At 68.7% G+C, this 17,097-nt stretch carries 17 protein-coding genes; 14 read left to right on the top strand and 3 right to left on the bottom strand.

Features of this window, described 5'->3' with window-relative positions; genetic code table 11:
- Positions 1-46: 46 nt before the first annotated feature.
- Entirely contained in the window at positions 47-901 is an 855-nt protein-coding gene (locus BMW67_RS08765) for a flagellar motor protein MotB (protein WP_072747216.1), read from the bottom strand.
- 175 nt (positions 902-1,076) lie between these two features.
- Here BMW67_RS08765 and BMW67_RS08760 point away from each other — a divergent pair, with 175 nt between their 5' ends.
- The 10 genes from BMW67_RS08760 to BMW67_RS08715 are packed head-to-tail and all read left to right on the top strand — an operon-like array spanning position 1,077 to position 10,889.
- Positions 1,077-2,039 carry a FliM/FliN family flagellar motor switch protein gene (locus BMW67_RS08760; RefSeq protein ID WP_072747149.1) on the top strand — a complete coding sequence of 321 codons (963 nt, stop codon included), beginning with the start codon at positions 1,077-1,079 and terminating at the stop codon, positions 2,037-2,039.
- Between the two features lie 14 nt (positions 2,040-2,053).
- The gene (locus BMW67_RS15710; protein WP_072747148.1) at positions 2,054-2,335 is read left to right on the top strand and encodes an STAS domain-containing protein; all 282 of its coding nucleotides are present in this window, start codon (positions 2,054-2,056) and stop codon (positions 2,333-2,335) included.
- Positions 2,332-2,691 carry a response regulator gene (locus tag BMW67_RS08750; protein ID WP_072747147.1) on the top strand — a complete coding sequence of 120 codons (360 nt, stop codon included), beginning with the start codon at positions 2,332-2,334 and terminating at the stop codon, positions 2,689-2,691. The genes BMW67_RS15710 and BMW67_RS08750 overlap by 4 nt, the downstream gene beginning before the upstream one ends.
- 16 nt (positions 2,692-2,707) lie before the next feature.
- On the top strand, positions 2,708-4,726 hold the full coding sequence (locus tag BMW67_RS08745) for a chemotaxis protein CheA (protein WP_072747146.1): 2,019 nt from the start codon (positions 2,708-2,710) through the stop codon (positions 4,724-4,726).
- Positions 4,723-5,211, top strand: coding sequence for a chemotaxis protein CheW (locus tag BMW67_RS16015; protein WP_245728493.1), 489 nt, complete (start codon positions 4,723-4,725; stop codon positions 5,209-5,211). Before BMW67_RS08745 ends, BMW67_RS16015 begins: the two co-directional genes overlap by 4 nt.
- A 26-nt stretch (positions 5,212-5,237) precedes the next feature.
- Entirely contained in the window at positions 5,238-7,988 is a 2,751-nt protein-coding gene (locus BMW67_RS16235; RefSeq protein WP_072747145.1) for a methyl-accepting chemotaxis protein, read from the top strand.
- A 2-nt stretch (positions 7,989-7,990) separates the two neighbouring features.
- Positions 7,991-8,839 (top strand): CheR family methyltransferase, encoded by an 849-nt coding sequence (locus BMW67_RS08730; protein WP_072747144.1) that lies wholly within the window; start codon positions 7,991-7,993, stop codon positions 8,837-8,839.
- Entirely contained in the window at positions 8,836-9,432 is a 597-nt protein-coding gene (gene cheD / locus BMW67_RS08725) for a chemoreceptor glutamine deamidase CheD (RefSeq protein ID WP_072747143.1), read from the top strand. Before BMW67_RS08730 ends, cheD begins: the two co-directional genes overlap by 4 nt.
- Complete coding sequence (locus BMW67_RS08720) at positions 9,429-10,499, top strand: protein-glutamate methylesterase/protein-glutamine glutaminase (protein ID WP_072747142.1); 1,071 nt, start codon at positions 9,429-9,431, stop codon at positions 10,497-10,499. Before cheD ends, BMW67_RS08720 begins: the two co-directional genes overlap by 4 nt.
- 9 nt (positions 10,500-10,508) lie before the next feature.
- Entirely contained in the window at positions 10,509-10,889 is a 381-nt protein-coding gene (locus tag BMW67_RS08715) for a response regulator (RefSeq protein WP_072747141.1), read from the top strand.
- Here BMW67_RS08715 and BMW67_RS08710 read toward each other — a convergent pair.
- Positions 10,882-12,369 (bottom strand): ArnT family glycosyltransferase, encoded by a 1,488-nt coding sequence (locus tag BMW67_RS08710; RefSeq protein ID WP_072747140.1) that lies wholly within the window; start codon positions 12,367-12,369, stop codon positions 10,882-10,884. The two genes, BMW67_RS08715 and BMW67_RS08710, sit on opposite strands and share 8 nt — an antisense overlap.
- Positions 12,370-12,483: 114 nt before the next feature.
- On the opposite strand from BMW67_RS08710, the gene BMW67_RS08705 reads away from it, so the two are divergent.
- The 4 genes from BMW67_RS08705 to BMW67_RS08690 all read left to right on the top strand — a co-directional run bounded on the left by BMW67_RS08705 (position 12,484) and on the right by BMW67_RS08690 (position 15,992).
- Positions 12,484-12,894 carry a hypothetical protein gene (locus BMW67_RS08705; protein ID WP_072747139.1) on the top strand — a complete coding sequence of 137 codons (411 nt, stop codon included), beginning with the start codon at positions 12,484-12,486 and terminating at the stop codon, positions 12,892-12,894.
- Between the two features lie 51 nt (positions 12,895-12,945).
- Positions 12,946-14,517 carry an exodeoxyribonuclease VII large subunit gene (xseA, locus tag BMW67_RS08700; protein ID WP_072747138.1) on the top strand — a complete coding sequence of 524 codons (1,572 nt, stop codon included), beginning with the start codon at positions 12,946-12,948 and terminating at the stop codon, positions 14,515-14,517.
- Between the two features lie 36 nt (positions 14,518-14,553).
- Entirely contained in the window at positions 14,554-14,850 is a 297-nt protein-coding gene (locus BMW67_RS08695) for a DUF1330 domain-containing protein (protein WP_072747137.1), read from the top strand.
- A 119-nt stretch (positions 14,851-14,969) separates the two neighbouring features.
- Positions 14,970-15,992 carry an aspartate-semialdehyde dehydrogenase gene (locus BMW67_RS08690; protein WP_072747136.1) on the top strand — a complete coding sequence of 341 codons (1,023 nt, stop codon included), beginning with the start codon at positions 14,970-14,972 and terminating at the stop codon, positions 15,990-15,992.
- Here the strand turns inward: BMW67_RS08690 and galE are convergent.
- Positions 15,979-16,977: a UDP-glucose 4-epimerase GalE gene (gene galE, locus BMW67_RS08685; protein ID WP_072747135.1), complete on the bottom strand. Its 999-nt coding sequence runs from the start codon at positions 16,975-16,977 to the stop codon at positions 15,979-15,981. The genes BMW67_RS08690 and galE overlap by 14 nt on opposite strands.
- Positions 16,978-17,097 lie beyond the last annotated feature (120 nt).

The raw sequence follows: 17,097 nt of genomic DNA, 5'->3' as shown, positions 1-17,097 counted from the left end.
ACGAAAAGCGCCCCGCGCCGGCGAAGGCGCGGGGCGCGGCGGGACGTCAGCGCTTGAGATCGCTGCGCAGGATCTTGATGACGATGCGCCGGTTGCGCGGGCTGAAGGGATCGTCCTTCACCGCGGGCTCGCGGTCGGCCTTGCCGGTGACGCGCGCGATCCGTTCGGGCGCGACGCCGGCGTCGACCAGGATCTTGCGCGCGGCATGGGCGCGATCCGAGGACAGCTCCCAGTTTCCGTAGCCGCCGCCAGTGAACGGCGTCGCGTCGGTGTGACCCTCGATGGCGACGTCGTTGACGACCTTCGAAGCCACATGCCCGACCATCTCGAGCAAGGCGCGCATCCTGGGCGAGGGCTCGGCCGAGCCCGCGGCGAAGAGGGGCTGCCCCTCGACGTCGAACAGCTCGATGATCAGCCCCTCATCCGTCACCTGAGTGCGGACATGGCGCAGATCGGGATCCTCGACGTCGCTTTCCCCGCTCATGCCCATGAACAGGTTTTCCATCTCGGCCATGCCGTAGCCGGTCTTGTCGCTCTGCTCGGGCTGGGTCTCGGCCCCGCTGCGGCCCATGGCGGCGTTCTCCTCGGACGGGCGACGGTCGGTGGCGCCGGTGCCGCTCTTGGCCTGCGCGTCCTCAGAGAACACGCTGTCGCCGGCGAACACGCCCGCGCCGCCGCCCGAGATCCTGGCGATGGGCACCTTCGGGTCGAAATATTCGGCCAGCCCCTTGCGCTGGTCCTCGGTGGTCGCGTTCAGCAGCCACATCAGCAGAAAGAACGCCATCATCGCGGTCACGAAGTCCGCATACGCCACCTTCCAAGCGCCCCCGTGGTGCCCGTCGCCCCCGCCGGCCTTCTTGCGCTTGATGATCGTGACGCCCTGATCGCCCGGTTTGGCCATGGCGATGCTCCCCATGCAATTTCACTCACCCGAGCGCCAATCTGCCCCCCATTCGTTACCGAGCTGTTCCCCTTCCACGCCATTAACCTTTTGCAAACGCTAAAATTTCCGCGTTAAGCACTTCGCAAGCTCCGCAATGGAACATGGCCGCCGATCAGTTGGAGAACGGCGATTCATGACCCAGACCGAGAGCGTGCTCCGAAAGAAGCTTGGCGGCCGCCGCGTCGGCCGCGCGCCCGTCAAGGGCGTCGAGATCATCGGCGAAAACTTCGCCAAGCTTCTGGACGAAAGAATGCGCCACCTGCTGCGCACCATCGTCGGCGGCATCCTTCTGGAGGCCGAAATCCTCAAGATGCAGCAGGTGCTCGAGGAAATCGCCGTGCCCGCGATGATCGGCATCCTGCCGGTGCGCGGCTCGAAGAATTCGGCGCTGGTCAACCTTTCGGGCGACCTCGTCTACCACGTCGTGGATCTGCGCATGGGCGGCGACCCGGAAGATGCGCCGATTCCCACAGCGCGCTCGATCACCGCCATCGATTCGGCGCTCTGCGAGGACTTCGTCGTCGCGATGATCGAGGCCTTCGAGTCGGCGCTGGAGCTCCACCTGGGCGCCGGCGTGAAGGGCAAGATGTCCTTCAGCCATTTCGAGCAGCACGTCACCATGGTGCGAATCGCGCCCGAGCATTCGGACGTTCTGCGTCTGCGGCTCAGCCTCGACATCGGAGAAGCGGCCCGCAGCGGCGAATTCGATCTGGTCCTGCCCCTTTCCGTCCTCGACGCCTACAAGGCGTCCGCCCAACCCGAAGCCGCGCTTGAAGAGCCCGACAAGGCCGACCTGTGGTCCGAGCACATGGCGCGGGCGGCCGCCCAGGCGCCGGTGCGCGTGCGCAGCGTGCTCAAGCGCCTGCGGCTGACGGTCGGCCAGATCGAGGATCTCGCCCCGGGCGTCGTCATCCCCTTGGACGAGAAATGCCGCGAGGATGTCGAGCTCGCCTTCGAAAGCGACGGCAAGCAGCTGGCGCGCGGTCGGCTCGGGGCCGCCGACGGACGAAAGGCCGTGAAGCTGACCGTCCCGCCCGACCCCGTCCTGCAGTCAAGGCTGCGCGAACTGATCGAAGTCAGCGGACCGATGCAATGAGCCAGGAAACGTCGATGCCGGAGCCGCTCCGGCTGCCCCCGAAATCCCGCCTGCCCGAAGCCGAGGAGCTTCTGGCGCAGCTGCGCCCGCGCGCCGCGGACCCCGAGCTGGCGATCGACGCCAGCGCCGTCGAGGAGATCGCCGCTTCCAGCGTCGTCGTCCTCGTCGCCGCGATTCGCGAGCGGGAGAAGGCCGGGCTGACCACCGCGGTCGCTCAGCCCAGCCCCGCCTTCGTCGATGCATTTTCCGACCTGGGGTTCTTTCAGGACCTGATGAAGCTGGAGTTTCGCCAATGAGCCTCGTTCTCGCCGTCGATGACACCCGCGCCCTGCGCAACATGCTCGTGGACTGCCTGCGCAGCGGCGGGCACGACGTGATCGAAGCCTCGGACGGCGTCGAGGCGCTCGAGCAGCTGCGCGCCCACAAGCCGGACATCGTGATCACCGACCTCAACATGCCCCGCATGAACGGCCTCGACTTCATCGAGGCCGCCCGCCGAGAGCCCGAGGGACGCGGCCTGCCCATGCTGCTGCTGACGACCGAAACGGCGCAGGAGCTCAAGGATCGCGCGCGCCAGGTCAAGGCGACGGGCTGGATCGCCAAACCGTTCGATCCCGATGAGATCCTTTCTCTGGTCGCGCGCCTCGCCTGAACGATAGGAGCCGCCCATGGAAGAAGACGAGGACTACGAAGCCCTGTTCTTCGCCGAATGCGCGGATCTGCTCGGCGATCTTCAGGAGCAGCTCGACCGCATCGCCGACGGCGACGAGGATCCCGAGACGATCAACGCCGCGTTCCGGGCGGTTCATTCGGTCAAGGGAGGGGCCGCCGCCTTCGGCTTCACCGACCTGATCGGCTTCGCCCATATCTTCGAGACCGTGATGGACGGGATCCGCTCGGGGCGGCTGGAAGCCACGCCGGACCTCGCCATGATCCTGGTCCGCGCCGGAGACGCGATGGCCCATCTCGTCGAGCTCGCCAGCCAGGGCGGCGGCGAACCGGAGGCGATCGTGCCGCGCGTCAAGGCGGAACTGGAAGAGGTCGCCGCGCAGCTCGGCGCCGAGGCCGCGCCGAAGCCGCAGCCGGAACCCGAGCCGGCGGCCGAATCCGCGTCCCAGATGGGCGAGGCCGCCTCGCGCGAGATCCGCATCCGCTTCGCCCCCGGCCCTGATTTCTTCGCCCGAGGGCACGATCCGTTGCGGATCTTCCGCGCCGCTCGAGAGCTCGGACTGATGTCCGCAGAGGTCGAAGGCGAGGCGCCCCCCCTGAGCGATCTGAGCTTCGAAGCCTGCCCGTTCGTCTGGACGCTGACTTTCGACACCGACCGCCCCGACGCCGAAATCGACGCGTTCTTCGATGTCTGCGCCGATGCGGCCAGCATCGAGCGTCTGGACGGCGAGACGCCGACCGACCCGCCGGCGCCGACCGAGCCCGCCGCCAGGAAGCAACCGACGCCGCAACCCGCCGCCTCCGCAAAGAAGAGCGGCGGCGGCGTCGCGCGCTCCTTGCGGGTGGACCTGGCGCGGGTGGACAAGCTCGTCAATCTCGTCGGCGAGATCGTCATCACGCAGGCCGTCCTGGCTCAGAAGCTGGCCGAAATCGACGGCGCCATGACGCTGGAGGCCGGCCACTCGCTCGAGGCTCTCAATCGTCAGACGCGCGAGCTTCAGGAAAGCGTGATGACGATCCGGGCGCAGCCGGTGAAAAGCGTTTTCAGCCGGATGCCGCGCATCGTCCGCGACCTGTCGGAAACCTTGGGCAAGAGGGCGCGGCTGGTCATCTCGGGCGAGAACACCGAGGTCGACACAACGGTCATCGAGGAGCTTACCGAGCCCCTCACGCACATGCTGCGCAACTCGATGGATCATGGGCTTGAAAGCGCAGAAGAACGACGCGCCGCCGGCAAGCCCGAGGAAGGGGTCATTCACCTTTCGGCCGAACACCGGGGCGAACGAGTGATCATCCAGATCACCGATGACGGCCGCGGGATCGACCGGGACCGCGTTCTCGCCAAGGCGATGGAGCGCGGTCTGGTCGGTCCGGGCGAATCCCTGACCCCCGAGGAAATCGACGCCTTGATCTTCCACCCCGGCTTCTCGACGTCCGAGAAGGTGTCGTCGGTGTCCGGCCGCGGCGTCGGCATGGACGTGGTGAAAAAGAAGATCCAGTCACTCGGCGGACGCTGCACCGTGCGCAGCGAGCCGGGCAAGGGAACCGAATTCACGATCACGCTGCCGCTCACCCTGGCCGTGCTCGACGGCATGACCATCCGCGTGGGCTCCGAACGCTTCGTGCTGCCGCTTTCGAGCGTGATCGAGGCGGTCAGGCTCGAGGACTGCGACGTTCGCGAGATGCATGACGGCTCGCGCATGATCGGCGTGCGAGGCGCGTATCTGCGGCTGATCTCGCTGCGCAAGACGCTTGGCCTGCCTCCGGCGGACGCGCCCGAGACGATGGCCGTCGTCGCCGACACCGAAACGGACGGACATGTGGCGCTGCTCGTCGACGAGCTGATCGGCCAGCGTCACGTGGTCCTCAAGAGCCTCGAGACGAACTTCAAACGCATCGACGGCGTTTCCGGCGCCACGATACTTGGCGATGGCAGGGTCGCTCTGATCCTCGACGTGCCCTCGCTGGCAAGCCTGGGCCTTCCCCGCAGAACCATGCAACAGGAGACGGTGCATTGACCAGGACCGACAGCGCCGCTGCGCCCGAAGCGGACGCCCCGCGCAGCGGGCAGAAGCAATATGTGACCTTCATGGTCGGCGACCGCACCTATGGCGTCGACATCGTCAGCGTCCGCGAAATCAAGCAATGGACGCCCGCGACGATGCTGCCCAACCAGCCTGCCTACACGCGCGGCGTGCTCAACCTGCGCGGCACCATCGTGCCCGTGCATGACCTGCGCGCGCGTTTCGGCGGCCCGCTGACCGAAGCGACCGATACGCATGTGGTCGTGATCGTATGGATCGGCCAGCAGACCATCGGAATTCTTGTCGACGCGGTCTCCGACATCATCACCGTAAGCCCCGACGACGTCCGCCCCGTCCCCGCCGGCGTCGGCGGCGCCGACGAGAAGGCCATCTCCGGGCTTGTGAACACCGAAGCGGGGCTCGTCTCGCTGCTGGATCTCGAAGGCCTGTTCGCGGCGAACAGCGAGAACGCCGCCTGATCTGGGCACGTGAAAGAGGCAAGGACATGATCGCAAGACTCCCGCGCCTGGGCCGCCTGAACGTTACGACCAAGATGACCGCCGCGACGGCCGGCGCGGCATTGCTGTGCAGCCTTCTGGTCGGCGCGGTCGCCGTGGTCTCGACCAAACGCAATGCCGAGCAGGAGCTGAAGGAGAACATCGTCGCCACGGCCAAGCGCAGCCGCACGCAGATCAAGCGCGAGGCCGCGGCCGTGGACAAGGATCTGGCTTTCCTTGCCTCGAGCCCGTTCGGCGGATCGGCTTTCCAGGAGCTTTACTCGGCCCACCTGCAGCAGCCCGGCGGGCCCGAGGCGCTGCGCGCCGCGGCGAAGGGCCAGGGGATGGACGGAATTTCCCCCTACGCCATCGCATATGGTCGGTTCATCGACACGCTCAAGTCCTTCGCCGACTCTGGCGGGTATCAGGATCTCCTCTTCGTATCCAAGGAGGGGCGCATCTTCTTCTCGACCGGAGCGCGCAAGGATCTGGGCGCCAGCCTTTCCGCGCCCGAATACGCTTCGTCGCCGCTTGCAAGCCTGCTGAACGATCTCGGCGGCTCGGGACGCGGCGGCGAAATCCGCTTCTCGGAATACGGCGCCTACCCTGCCGGCCCGCGCGAGGCCGGCTTCGCCGCGATCTCGGTCAATGGTCCGAAGAACAGCTTCGGCGGCGCCATCGTGCTGCGTCTTTCGAAGGAGAATCTGAATTCGCTCGTCAAGGCGCAGTCCGACGTTCTGACCGGCGTTCAGGTCATCCTGCGCAACGCCGACGGCGAGTATCTGACCCGCGCTCCCTCGGGCAAGCCCACCGTTCCCGAAGAAGCGCTCGCGCAGATGCTCGAAGAGGCCCGCTCGGGGGAGATTCCGGCCAGGATCGTCAGCATGTCCGACGGAAGCAGCGCGGCCGTCGCCATCGCCGCGGCAAGTCATCGCGGGCTGAGCTGGTTCGTGCAGACGACGCAACCTTTGGACAAGGCTCTGGCGGCAACCCGACAGAACATCATCGACATGACCATGGCGATGGCGCCGGCGCTGGTCTTGGTCGCCCTGCTTGGCTGGCTGGGCGCGCGCGGATTTTCCCGTCCGATCAGGGGCATCGCGGCGGCGGTCTCGCGCCTTGCGGAAGGCGAGGACGTCGTGCCCCCGGGGCTCCAGCGCTCCGACGAGCTTGGCGACCTTGCTCGGTCGCTTCACGTGATCCACGAGAAATCCCAGGAAACCCAGCGCCTCGTCTCCGCCATTGACGCCAGCGATTCGCTGGTGACCATCGCCGACGCGGACTTCAACATCATCTTCGCCAACCAGTCGTTCATCTCGATGCTGGAGAAATGCGAAGACGAGCTGAAAAAGCGCATTCCCGACTTCGAGGCGCGCTCGATCGTCGGCCGCAACATCGACATCTTCCATCGCGACGCCGTCGCCATTCGCAAGCGGCTGAGCGCCCTCGAAGGATCCTTCAAGGGAAAATTCCGTCTCGGCGAACGATCGCTGGCCTTCGCCGTCACCCCCGTCAAGGACCGCAACGGGGTTCCGCTCGGCTATTCGCTCGACTGGAAGGATCTGACCGACGTCGAGGCCATGGAACGGCAGGTCGCGACGGTCATCGACGCCGTGTCGCGCGGCGACTTCTCGCGGCGGGTCAATCTGGCGAAGGCCGATGGTTACATGAAGGATGCGGCCGTCGGCATCAACCGCATCTGCGAAACCACGCAGGCATTCTTCACGGACCTCGAGCGCGTGCTGAAGGCGAACGCCTCGGGCCGCCTGGTCGAGCGCATGCCCGAAACCGGCCAGGGCGCGTTCCTCGAGCTGGCAGCCGCCGTGAACCGGATGAACGAAAAGTTCGCCGAAACCGTGCAGAACATCATGCGCAGCGCCACCGGAATGGGCGAAGGCATGCGCAAGATCGCCGAAGACGCGGCGGCTCTGTCGAGCAGAACCGAATCGCAGGCGGCGTCGCTCGAGGAAACCGCCGCCACGATGGAAGAAATGACCGCCAACGTGAAGGCCAATGCGGACAACGCCCGACAGGCGACCGAACTGGCGCGCGGCGCGGCGGAAAGGGCCGAGAGCGGCAAGCAGATCATGGAGCGCGCGGTCGACGCCATGTCGCGCATCGAAAGCAGCTCGGCCAAGATTTCGGACATCATCAGCGTCATCGAGGCGATCGCCTTCCAGACCAACCTGCTTGCGCTCAACGCCGCGGTCGAGGCCGCCCGCGCCGGCGAAGCGGGCAAGGGCTTCGCCGTGGTCGCGGCCGAGGTCCGAACCCTGGCCCAGCGATCCAGCAAGGCGGCCAAGGACATTACTGCTCTGATCCATGACAGCTCGACCCATGTCGACGAGGGCGTCTCGCTGGTCAAGCAAACCGGCGCAGCGCTGAGCGAAATCGTCGCGTCCATCGCGCGCGTCGCGGAAACGATCGATGACATCTCCACCGCGAGCGAAGAGCAATCCACCGGCGTCCAGGAAATCTCGAGCGCGGTCGCGCATATCGACGAGATGACGCAGAAGAACGCCGCCATGGCCGAGGAAAGCGCGAAATCGGCCCGCGCGCTGCAGAACGAAACCGAATGGCTGCTTGACCTGGTGAGCTTCTTCCAGACCGTCGCCCAGCCTGGCGGCACGCGCTCGCCCAAACCTGCCAAGCCCGAGCGCATCGCGGCCGCGCCCGCGGCCAAGGCGACGCCCGGCGCAGGCGGGGCGGCGGCGGCGGACCTTGCGGTCGTCGACGACGAAGACTGGTCGGAGTTCTGAGCATGACGGCGCTGCATGCGCAACGCCGCGAGCGCACATGCGCTCATGACGCAAGGATCTCCGAAGAGGACTTCCGGCGGGCGGCCGCGCTTCTGCGCCAGCTCGCGGGCATCGTCCTGGCGCCGCACAAGATCAGCCTGGTGCAGTCGCGACTGGCGCGGCGCCTCAAAGCCCTCGGACTCGACAACTTCAAGGAGTATCTCGACCTTGTCTCCGGGCCGGACGGCGTCGATGAGCGCACCGAATTCGTCAACGCGCTGACGACGAACCTGACGTCGTTCTTCCGCGAAAGGCACCATTTCGAGCATCTGGCCTCGGAGCTTCTGCAGAATGTCCTAAGGAAACGCCCGCCCAGGGTGCGCCTTTGGTCGGCGGGATGCTCGAACGGGGCCGAGGCCTACTCCATCGCCATGACGATGCTCCCGGCGCTGGAGGCCGGTCTCGACGTGAAGATCCTGGCCACGGACATCGACACGCGCGTTCTGGGCCGCGCGAAGCGCGCGATCTATGCCGCCGACCAGGTCGAGGAGGCGCCCCCGGCTCTGCGCTCGAAATGCATGCGCAGCGTCGGCCCGGGCGAGGTCGAGATCATCGGCCCTGCCCGCAACGCCATACGTTTCCGGCAGCTTAATCTTTTCGCGCAGTGGCCCATGCAGGGCGCTTTCGACGCGATCTTCTGCCGCAATGTTCTGATCTACTTCGACGCGGAAGACAAAGCGCGGCTTGTCGACCGCTTCGCGCACAAGCTGGCTCCCGGCGGCTTTCTCTATCTGGGACACTCGGAAGCCTTGATGTCCGATCATCCCATGCTCGAGCCGGTCGGCCGAACCATCTACCGGAGGCGCGCATGAAAGCGATGGCTCTCACCGACCAGGCGGCGCATTTCGACCCAAGACTCAACGCCAAGGTCGTCAGCGTCCTGCCCGGAAACTATCATGTCATCGATGGCGACGCCGCCATCTCGACCCTGCTCGGATCCTGCGTCGCCGCCTGCATCCGCGATCGCGACGCCGGCATCGGCGGACTGAATCACTTCATCCTTCCCGCATCCGAGGCGGCGGGCGATCTGCGCTCGGCGCGCTACGGCGTCTTCGCCATGGAGCTTCTGATCAACGAGATCCTGCGCCGCGGCGGAAGGAAGGATCGGCTCGAGGCGAAGATCTTCGGCGGCGCCCGCGTCGTCGACTCGGGCAAGGACGACACGGTCGGGGATCGCAACGGCCGTTTCGTCAAGGCATATCTGAGCACCGAGGGGATTCCCGTTCTGGCCGAAGATCTTGGCGGCGAGCGGCCGCGCCGCGTGTTCTTCTTCCCTTCGACCGGACGCGTTCTTGTTCAACGTCTGGCGCGATCGGCGGCGATGGACGAAAGCGCCGTCGCGCGGCGTGCGATCGAAGAGCGCGTCAGCGCCCGACGCGCCGGCGGAATCGAGCTGTTCGAATGAGCGCCCGGTCGATCTCCCCCCGGCCGCGCGTCCTGATCGTGGACGACAGCGCCCTCATGCGCGCGCTTCTGAAGCGAATGCTCGCAGCGGACGGCGACATCGACGTCGTCGGCGCGGCATGCGACGCGGAAGAAGCCCGAGCGCTCATCCCCAAGCTTTCTCCGGACGTCATAACGCTGGACGTCGAGCTTCCGGGCATGAACGGCATCACCTTTCTCGAACGCCTGATGCGATCGCGGCCGATGCCCGTGATCATCGTGTCGTCGCATACCGTCAGCGGGGCGAGCGCCACGATTCAGGCGCTCCAGGCCGGGGCGCTGGACGTCGTCGCGAAACCTGCCCGACGCAGCGACATGGAGGGCTTTGCGAGCGCGCTGCGCGACAAGGTCCGGGGCGCTCGCCATGCCCGGCTCCCCGGGTTCCGGCCCGCGCCCTCGACGCCTAGCGCGATTCGCCCGACGGCGTCGGCGCATGGGCGACGTCTCATCGCCATCGGCGCATCGACGGGCGGCGTGGGGGCCATCTCTTCGGTGCTGGCGCAACTGCCCGCCGACATGCCGCCGATCGTGATCACGCAGCACATGCCGCCGGGCTACCTGGAACGCCTCGCCCATCGTCTGGCGCACCAGCTTTCGCGCGACGTCGCGCCTGCGGAAGAGGGCGAGGTCCTTGCGCCGGGCATGATTCGCCTTGCGCCGAGCGACCGACATCTGACCGTGTCCGGCCGCGCCCCGCACTACAGGGTTCGGCTTTCCGATGGGCCGCCGGTCAGCGGGCACCGTCCCTCCGTTGACGTTCTATTCAACTCTGTCGCGCAAAGTGCAGGCAGCGACGCGCTGGGCGTGCTGATGACGGGAATGGGGCGCGACGGCGCGGCGGGCCTGAAGGCCATGCGGGACGCGGGGGCCTACTGCATCGGGCAAAGCCGCGACAGCTGCGTGGTTTACGGCATGCCGCGCGCCGCGGCCGAGCTGGGCGCGGTGGATGAGGAGATCGACCTGGATGAGATAGCGCAGAAGATCGTTTCCGTCGTCACGCTTCCTCTCATTTCTCAAGCCGCGAAGTAGGAGAAACACATGCCTGCCGCCAAGACGCTCAAGGTTCTTGTCGTCGACGACCAGCAAACGATGCGCGGGCTTGCGCGCCAGTGCCTGAAAAAGCTTGGCGTCATCGACGTTTCGTTGGCGGCGTCAGGCGATGCGGCGCTTCAGATGATGGGCTCGAAGATGTTCGACATCGTCATCTCGGACCTGAACATGCCGGGTCTGAGCGGCGTCGAGCTGGCGCAGAAGATCAAGGCGCATCCGGTGTTCAACCGCATACCGGTCTTTCTGGCCACGTCGGACGCCTACCGGGATCAGGCGGTCGAGGGCGTGGTCGACCATTTCGTGGCCAAGCCTTTCAGCGTCGCCGACATGCGCGAGGCCATGGAGGCGCATCTGGGGCCGCTCACCTGACGTGGCCGGCTGGGGGAACGATCTCGACCGAAAACGCCGCGACCGCGCCCGATCGGTTGGCGAGCGGGGCCGAGACGACGAAAGGCGGGCCTTCGGCGGCCCTGCGATCGCGCAGCGACGCCGGCCGCGGGCCGCGCCCCTCCCACACCAGCACCTGGCGCCCGGCGGGCTCGGGCTGGCCCGGCCACGGCGCCTCGGCGGCCCGAACGTCCAACCCTCGGCGTTGCAGGGCGAGCGCAAGGTTGGCGCCGTCGACATGGCGCGCGCCGACGATGACCGCGCCCTCGACGTCGGCGCGCCCGGCGATCTGCGCCGCGAGGGCGTCGTATGGATATGCCAGACGGTGCGCGGAGAACGTCGTCACGCCCGCGACGCCGACAAGCGCCATGACGTAGGCGAACGCCGCCAGGCACGCCAGGGCGCGCAGCCGAGGCGCTTCAAGGGGCCGCGCCGCCGCCAGCCACACCGGCAACGCGGCGAGCGCGGGCGTGAGGTAGCGCTCGCGCACCCGGTGCATGTCGCCCGCAAGAACGATCGCCGCGAAGACGGCCAGGGACGCAAGCATGGTCCGGCCCAGCGCCTGCACATAGGCGTCCGCGCGCCGATCGGGAAATGCGGGCGCGGGCGCGGCGCCCCGCCGCGCCAGCCACCACACGATCAGGGCGGGCCCCGCCCATGCCGCGCCCGCCTGCAGCAGGGACAGGAACCCGTCCAGCCCGATCCCGGGAAGATCGAGACCGCTGGTCGCGCCCTCGGTCGAGAACAGCTTGGACATGCGCGCCGTGGTCTGGCGCATCTGAAGCGAAGCCGCGATCAGGGACGGCCCCGCCAGAAACGCAAAGAGCGCGGCGCTGATCGCGACGCGGCGATCGGCGATGATCCCTCGCGTCTCGCGCCCCATCCACAGCGCCGCCAGGTAAGGCCCCAGGAACAGCGCGAAACTGTATTTGGACATTGCGCCAAGGGCCATGGCGGCGCCGAACCAGAGCCAAAGGCGCGGATGTCGGCGCTCTGGCGGGCTCAGGGCCAGAAGCGCGCCCGCATGCACGACCGCCGCGGCCGAGGCCAGGACCAGCACCGAATGGGTCAGCGTCAAGGCCGACATCCACACGATCTGCGGCAGGAAGGCGGAGGCGGCCAGCGCGCCCAGGGCCGCGCGCGAGCCGCCAAGCCTGCGCGCCGCGTCCCATGTCAGCAGGTGAAAGGCGGCGAGCAGCGGAAACTTGACCGCCGCCGCGGCCGGCGCCCAAGCCCCGCCCGTCAGCGCCAGCGCAACGTGCATCAACCAGTTGTAGAGCGGCGGGTGCGAGTTGCCGTAAGCCAGCCGAAGGTCGGTCTGCCCGACGAAATGCGCCTCGTCGACCTCCAGATGGGGCGACAGCCACAGCCGCAGCGCCGCGAGCGTCGCGACATAGGCCAAGACAAGCCACGGCCCGCGGCGGGCCCATCGGTCGATCCAGTCGGGTCGTTGGGTGGTCATGGCGCGCTCCTGCCCCGTCCGCGGCACAGCTAAGGCCCGCGCGCGGCGCTGGCAAGGCCGGGCTTTCCGCCGCCGCGCGGCGCGCTACAATGCGCCGTCAGCCTGGGAGCCGCCATGAGGTCTCGCGCCGCAACAGTTCTGAGCCTGTGCCTCGCCGCGGCCGCGGCGGCGCAGCCGCGCGCGACCTCGCCCGACGAGTTCCGCGCATTCGCCGAAGGCCGCACGCTGCGCTTCGCCGCGGCGGAGGATCCCGCGCGCATCGTGGGAGCCGAGCAATATCTGCCGGGCGGGCGGGTCATCTGGCAGGATGCGGCCGGCCGCTGCGTTCGCGGCGCCTGGCGGGCGCGCGGCCAGGCGGCGTGCTTCACCTATGCCGATGCGCCCGATCGCGAGCTGTGCTGGCGCTTTGCGCGCGACGAACAGGGCCTTCTGGCCACGCTGGAGGGCGACGACGCGGCCATTCTGCGGGTCGTCGGCGCCTCGTCGCGCCCGCTGTCCTGCGCGCCCTCGGGCGCCGGCGTCTGAGGCGCGCTTTCGCGCTGGCCGGGCGCGTCGGGCGGCGCTAGTCTGCGCGCCATGTCAGACCTGTTCGAAGCCCCGACCGCGCGCGCGAATCTGCCCGAGCTCTCGGTTTCCGAGCTGTCCGCCGCGGTCAAGAAGACCATCGAAAGCGGCTTTGGCCATGTGCGCGTGCGCGGCGAGGTGGGGCGCGTGTCGCGCCCGCGCTCGGGTCATGTCTATCTGGACCTGAAGGACGAATCCGCGGTCCTCGCGACCGTGATCTGGCGCGGGGTCGCGGCGCGCCTGTCGATCCAGCCGCAGGAGGGGGACGAGGTGGTGGTCACCGGCCGCCTGACCACCTTTCCGGGGGCCTCGCGCTATCAGCTGGTGGTCGAGGACATGGCCTATGCCGGCGAGGGCGCGCTGCTGGCCAAGCTCGAGCGGCTGAAGAAGGCGCTGGCCGCCGAGGGCCTGTTCGACGCCGCGCGCAAGAAGCCCCTGCCCTATCTGCCCGAGGTGATCGGCGTGATCACCTCGCCTTCGGGGGCGGTGATCCGCGACATCCTGCATCGCCTGCGCGACCGCTTCCCGCGCCGCGTGCTGCTGTGGCCCGTCGCGGTCCAGGGCCAGGGCTGCGCCGAGCAGGTCGCCCACGCCATCCGCGGCTTCAACGCCCTGCCTCCCGACGGGCCCGTTCCCCGCCCCGACGTGCTGATCGTGGCGCGCGGCGGCGGCTCGATCGAGGATCTTTGGGGCTTCAACGAAGAGATCGTCGCCCGCGCGGCCGCCGAAAGCCGCATCCCGCTGATTTCGGCCGTCGGGCACGAGACCGACACGACGCTGATCGACTTCGCCGCAGACCGGCGCGCGCCGACCCCGACGGCCGCGGCGGAAATGGCCGTGCCCGTGCGCGCCGAACTGCTGGCCGCCCTGGCCGGGCTGGAGGAGCGGCGCCTGCGCGCCATGAACCGCCGGCTCGAGGAAAGCGCCCGGCGCCTGCGCGACCTGGCGCGCGCGCTGCCCCGGCCCGAGCAGCTCATGGCCGAGCGCGCGCAGCGGCTCGACATGCTGGCCGCGCGCCTGCCGCGCGCGCTCATCGCCTTCGCCCATGCCAAGCGCGGCGAGATGGCGCGCGGCGCGGCGGCGCGCTTCGGCCCGGCCCTGCTGGCCGGCGCCGCGCGCGAGCGCCGGCGCGCGCTGCAGGCTCTTGACGGGCGGCGCGCCCCCGCCATGCGGCGCCTTCTGCGCGACGCCGCGCGGCGGCTGGACGAGCTGTCGGCGCGCGCGCGTCCCGAGCGGCTGAGCCCGCGCCTGGCGCGCGAGAGGCGGATGCTGGCCGACCTGTCGCGGCGGCTCGACCGCGCGGCGGACGCGCTGACGCAAAGGCCGCGCGACCGGCTGGACAAGGCCGCGCGGCTGCTCGAAAGCTATTCCTACAAGGGCACGCTGGCGCGCGGCTTCGCCGTGATCCGCGACGAAGACGGCGCGCCCGTCACCTCGGCGGCGGCGCTGCGCGCGGGCATGCGCGTGGCGATCGAGCTGCACGACGGCGCGCGCCCCGCCCGCATCGAGGGCGACGCGCCCCAGCCCCGCCCGGCCCCGCGCCGCGCCGCCGCGCCCGATGGCGGGCAGGGCTCGCTGTTCTGACAACTCGCATCCGGGAATTCGCAAGGGAGGAGCCGCATGTCGCAGAAACCGGGCTACTGGATCGCCCATGTCCACGTCACCGATCCCGAAAGCTATGCGCGCTATGTCGAGGGCGCGCGCGCGGCCTTCGAGAAATACGGCGCCGAGTTCCTGGCCCGCGGCGGCCGCCATGCCGAGCTCGAAGGCGCCCAGGGGCGCGAGCGTCACGTCGTGATCCGCTTCGCCAGCTATCAGCAGGCGCTGGACTGCTACGGCTCGCCCGAATACCAGGCCGCGCGCAAGCATCGCGAGAACGCCGGAGAAGCCACGCTGACCATCGTCGAGGGTCTCTGACCCCGGCGCCCGGCGCGTTTGCGGTTCCAATCCGGCGTCGAAAGCGGTAAACCGCGCCGTCGTCCGCCCTGCGCCGCGGGGCCGGGCGGCGAAACGTCATTTTCAGGAGTCCCAAGGAGATGGGTTACAGGGTCGTCGTCGCAGGCGCCACGGGCAATGTGGGCCGCGAAATGCTGAACATCCTCGCCGAGCGCGAGTTCCCCGTCGACGAGATCGCCGCGCTCGCCTCGCGCAAATCGACCGGCGTCGAATGCAGCTTCGGCGACAAGACCGTGACCGTCCGCGACATCGACGCTTTCGACTTCGCCGGCTGGGACATCGCCCTGTTCGCCATCGGCTCGGAGGCGACGAAGAAATACGCCCCGCGCGCCGCGGCCGCCGGCTGCGTGGTGATCGACAACTCGTCGCTCTACCGCTACGACCCGGACGTGCCGCTGATCGTGCCCGAGGTGAACCCCGACGCGATCGAGGGCTACGCGAAGAAGAACATCATCGCCAACCCCAACTGCTCGACCGCGCAGCTGGTGGTCGCGCTCAAGCCGCTGCACGACCGCGCGCGCATCAAGCGGGTGGTGGTCTCGACCTACCAGTCGGTGTCGGGCTCGGGCAAGGAGGCGATGGACGAGCTGTGGAACCAGACCAAGGGCATCTACGTGCCCGGCCAGGAGGTCGCGCCCAAGGTCTATCCCAAGCAGATCGCCTTCAACGTCATCCCGCACATCGACGTGTTCATGGAGGACGGGCAGACGAAGGAAGAGTGGAAGATGACGGTCGAGACGAAAAAGATCCTCGACCCGTCCATCAAGCTGACCGCGACCTGCGTGCGCGTGCCGGTGTTCGTCGGCCATTCCGAGGCCGTGAACATCGAGTTCGAGGACCATCTGGACGAGGAGGAGGCGCGCGAGATCCTGCGCGAGGCGCCCGGCGTCCTGGTCGTGGACAAGCGCGAGCCCGGCGGCTACGTCACGCCGGTCGACTGCGTGGGCGACTACGCCACCTTCGTCAGCCGCATCCGGCAGGATCCGACCATCGACAACGGCCTGAACCTGTGGTGCGTTTCGGACAACCTGCGCAAGGGCGCGGCGCTCAACGCGGTGCAGATCGCCGAGCTTCTGGGCCGCCGCGTGCTCAAGAAGGGCTGACCGGGGCGGGCGCGGGGCCTGCCCGCGCCTCCCACGCCAGCGCGCTGCCCACGATCCTGTCCAGGTCGTCGTTTCGCGGCCGCCAGCCAAGCGTCGCGCGCACCCGATCGGCGCGCGCGACGACCTGCGCCAGGTCGCCCGGCCGGCGCGGGCCGATCCGCACCGGCACGCGCCGGCCGGCCGCGCGCTCGACCGCGCCGATGACCTCGCGCACGGACGCGCCCTTTCCGTAGCCGCAGTTGAGAACCGCCGTCGCGCCCCCCTCGCGCAGGCGGCGCAGCATCAGGGCGTGGATCTCGATCAGGTCCTGCACATGGATGTAGTCGCGCACGCCGGTGCCGTCCGGGGTGGGCCAGTCGTCGCCATGGATGGTCAGGGCCGCGCGCCGGCCGCATGCGGCCTCGCATGCCGCCTTGATCAGATGCGTCGCGCGCGGCGTCGACTGCCCCGCGCGCCCGGCCGCATCGGCGCCCGCGACGTTGAAATAGCGCAGCACGCCCGCGCGCAGGATGCCGGCCGCGGCGGCGTCGCGGATCATGCGCTCGACCATCAGCTTGGACGCGCCATAGGGCGTGACGGGGCCAAGGGGCGCGTCCTCGTCCACGGGCCGGTCGCTGGGCGCATAGACGGCCGCCGTCGATGAAAAGACCAGCCGCTCGACGCCGCATTCCTCCATCACGCTCAGCAGCGTCAGCGCGGCGGCGGCGTTGTTGCGGTAATAGGCCAGCGGCTGCGCGACCGATTCGGGCACGACCGTCGAGCCCGCGAAGTGCACGACCTCGTCGATGCCGTAGCGGCGGATCAGCCAACGCAGCAGATCCGCGTCGCCGACATCGCCCTCGATGAAGGCGGCCCGCGCCGGGATCAGCGCCCGCACGCCCGTGGACAGGTTGTCCAGGATCACGGTCCGCTCGCCCCGATCCAGCAGCGCCAGCGCCATGTGGCTGCCGATGTAGCCCGCGCCTCCGGTGATCAGCGTCGTCATGCCGCTTCTCCCCATTTTCGCGCCGCGGGGGGCGATTTCTTGGGCGATACCGCCAATTGGGGCTGCAACGGCGCTCTGATAACGTCCGCGGCGACGGCCGCCGAGCCGCCCCCCATTGCT

It is taken from the genome of Oceanicella actignis, from assembly GCF_900111545.1.
GTDB lineage: Bacteria > Pseudomonadota > Alphaproteobacteria > Rhodobacterales > Rhodobacteraceae > Oceanicella > Oceanicella actignis.
This window is presented reverse-complemented; position numbering and strand designations above follow the sequence as displayed.

Coding starts and splice junctions, on each gene's coding strand:
- BMW67_RS08715 (WP_072747141.1), top strand. CDS start 10,509: ATGCCTGCCGCCAAGACGCTCAAGGTTCTTGTCGTCGACGACCAGCAA.
- BMW67_RS08760 (WP_072747149.1), top strand. CDS start 1,077: ATGACCCAGACCGAGAGCGTGCTCCGAAAGAAGCTTGGCGGCCGCCGC.
- BMW67_RS08745 (WP_072747146.1), top strand. CDS start 2,708: ATGGAAGAAGACGAGGACTACGAAGCCCTGTTCTTCGCCGAATGCGCG.
- BMW67_RS08705 (WP_072747139.1), top strand. CDS start 12,484: ATGAGGTCTCGCGCCGCAACAGTTCTGAGCCTGTGCCTCGCCGCGGCC.
- BMW67_RS08730 (WP_072747144.1), top strand. CDS start 7,991: ATGACGGCGCTGCATGCGCAACGCCGCGAGCGCACATGCGCTCATGAC.
- BMW67_RS08690 (WP_072747136.1), top strand. CDS start 14,970: ATGGGTTACAGGGTCGTCGTCGCAGGCGCCACGGGCAATGTGGGCCGC.
- BMW67_RS16235 (WP_072747145.1), top strand. CDS start 5,238: ATGATCGCAAGACTCCCGCGCCTGGGCCGCCTGAACGTTACGACCAAG.
- BMW67_RS08710 (WP_072747140.1), bottom strand. CDS start 12,369: ATGACCACCCAACGACCCGACTGGATCGACCGATGGGCCCGCCGCGGG.
- BMW67_RS08720 (WP_072747142.1), top strand. CDS start 9,429: ATGAGCGCCCGGTCGATCTCCCCCCGGCCGCGCGTCCTGATCGTGGAC.
- BMW67_RS08750 (WP_072747147.1), top strand. CDS start 2,332: ATGAGCCTCGTTCTCGCCGTCGATGACACCCGCGCCCTGCGCAACATG.
- xseA (WP_072747138.1), top strand. CDS start 12,946: ATGTCAGACCTGTTCGAAGCCCCGACCGCGCGCGCGAATCTGCCCGAG.
- galE (WP_072747135.1), bottom strand. CDS start 16,977: ATGACGACGCTGATCACCGGAGGCGCGGGCTACATCGGCAGCCACATG.
- BMW67_RS15710 (WP_072747148.1), top strand. CDS start 2,054: ATGCCGGAGCCGCTCCGGCTGCCCCCGAAATCCCGCCTGCCCGAAGCC.
- cheD (WP_072747143.1), top strand. CDS start 8,836: ATGAAAGCGATGGCTCTCACCGACCAGGCGGCGCATTTCGACCCAAGA.
- BMW67_RS08695 (WP_072747137.1), top strand. CDS start 14,554: ATGTCGCAGAAACCGGGCTACTGGATCGCCCATGTCCACGTCACCGAT.
- BMW67_RS08765 (WP_072747216.1), bottom strand. CDS start 901: ATGGCCAAACCGGGCGATCAGGGCGTCACGATCATCAAGCGCAAGAAG.